The sequence below is a fragment of the Skermanella sp. genome (assembly GCF_059503625.1).
The window spans coordinates 1-2,081 of record NZ_JCACHA010000528.1 but is presented as its reverse complement, the minus strand read 5'-3'; the positions used below and the strand labels follow the sequence as shown (position 1 = coordinate 2,081).

2 protein-coding genes are annotated in these 2,081 nt (G+C 69.0%); one reads left to right on the top strand and one right to left on the bottom strand.

Annotated elements, in window-relative coordinates:
• Nucleotides 1-1,266 (bottom strand): sensor histidine kinase (locus AC5JJ6_RS11255; RefSeq protein WP_496042116.1); only part of this gene is annotated, 1,266 nt, incomplete at its 3' end.
• A 181-nt stretch (nucleotides 1,267-1,447) separates the two neighbouring features.
• Here AC5JJ6_RS11255 and AC5JJ6_RS11250 point away from each other — a divergent pair.
• The coding region (locus AC5JJ6_RS11250; protein ID WP_496042115.1) for an MBL fold metallo-hydrolase at nucleotides 1,448-2,081 on the top strand (634 nt) is incomplete at its 3' end.

Sequence of the window (2,081 nt, the reverse complement as noted above, 5' to 3'; positions counted from 1 at the left end):
CATCAGTTCCACCAGCTGGCGCGAGATCGCCAGGCCGAGGCCGGTCCCGCCGTAGCGGCGGTTGATGTCGTCTTCCGCCTGGGTGAAGCGGTCGAAGATGCGGTCGAGGTGCTGCGGCGCTATGCCGATGCCGGTGTCGGTGACCCGGAACTCCAGCACGCCCTGCTGGACCAGCCTGACCGACAGGGTGACGGCGCCCCGTTCGGTGAACTTGACGGCATTCGCCAGCAGGTTGGTCAGGGCCTGCTGAAGCCTGCGGTCGTCGCCGACGATCCGGCGGGGCACGTCGGCGTCGATCACCAGCCGCAGTGCCAGCCGCTTCATGCGGGCCTGGCCGCGCAGCATCAGCCTGGTATCGCAGACGACGCGGTGCAGGTCGAAGGGCGCCTGATCGATGGCGAGCTTGGCTTCCTCGAGCTGCGAGAAGTCGAGGACGTCGGTGATCAGCGACAGCAGCTGCCGGGCGGAGGTGTTGACGGTAGCCGCCATCTCCCGCTGGTCGGCGTCCAGCCGTGTGTTCATCATCATGTCGCCCATGCCGATGATGGCGGTCAGCGGCGTCCGCAGTTCGTGGCTGACGGTCGCGAGGAACCGTCCCTTGGCCCGGTTGGCGGCTTCCGCCTGGGCCTTCGCTTCCGTCAGCTGGCGAATCAGGCGGACGACATAGGCCGGCAGCACCACCAGCGCCACCAGCAAGCCGTAGGCGACATAGGGAATTTCCCGCCAGACGGGAGTGACGTGGATGACCAGGGCGAAGGTGGCGGCGCCGAGGACGGCCGACACCTCCAGGAACCGGGTGCCGTAGCGGAAGCCGTTGCCGAACGTCACCCAGAGATAGATCAGGTACCAGGGCGCCGCCATGGCGCCGCCGACATAGAGGAAGGCGCTGACCATCGCCATGTCGAGCATGTTGCCGAGGACCCGGCGGGGGACCGAGGGGGCCGGGTGCAGCATCAGCAGGATCAGCAGCAGCCAGGTGCCGGCGAAGCCCGGCGGCAGGATCAGCACCGAGCCGACGAAGATGCCGGGCGGGCCGACGGCCAGGATCAGCACCAGGACGTAGGCGAGGTTCAGGCTGACCAGCAGGATGCGGATCATGACCTGCTCGTGTTCGCTGTCCGGGCGCGCCGCGAAGATCCGCCGGACCCGGCGGAGACCGATGCGGAAGGCCACCAGCGCCGTGACGACCGGCGGCAGGACCAGCGTGACGGTCAGCCCGGCCGCCTCGTAGGGAGCTGCGGACCACAGGCCGGTGCGGATGAGCATGAACTGGAATCCGGCGAAACCGAAGACCGCACAGCTCAGCAGGATTGCGTACCAGGAGTTAATCACCGCACGTCGCCTATTTCCTTCGGCCGGTTCGGCCCAGCCGTTCCCTCACTTGCCGATTGTGGGGGACCGGCACGGCAGGCGCAACTGCGCGGCCCGGTATGTTAAGCTGCCGCCCATGTTCGAGATCACCTTTCTGGGCACTTCAGCCAGCGTGCCGACCACCGACCGGGGCCTTTCCTCCCTGCTCGTGGAATATGGACGCCACCGTTTCCTGATCGACTGCGGCGAGGGTACACAGCGCCAGCTGATGGCCAGCGGCTTAGGGTTCCGGCGGCTGGACAAGGTGCTGCTGACGCACGGGCACCTGGACCACCTGCTGGGCCTGGGCGGGCTGGCGGGGACGCTCAACCTGTGGCGCAGTACCGCCGGGCTGGCGATCCATGCCGGCCCCGGTCCGCTGAAGCTGGCGCGCCGGCTGCTGGAGGAGGTCGTCTGGCCGGACGGTCCGCCGCGCATGCGGCTGGACTGGGTCGAGCTGTCGGCCGGCCCCGTCTTCACGGCGCCAGACCTGACGGTGTCGGCCTTCCCGGTCCGCCACGCGGGCGACGACTGCTTCGGCTTCCTGTTCGAGGAAACGCCGCGCCAGCCGCTGAACGGTGCGCTGCTAGACGAACTCGGCGTACCGGCAGGGGAGGAGCGCGGGCTGCTGGCGCGTGGGAAAGCTGTCACGCTGGCGGACGGGCGGCGGATCGAGCCTGGCCAAGTGCTGGGGCCGGAGCGGCGCGGATCGCGGATCGCGGTGGTCGGCG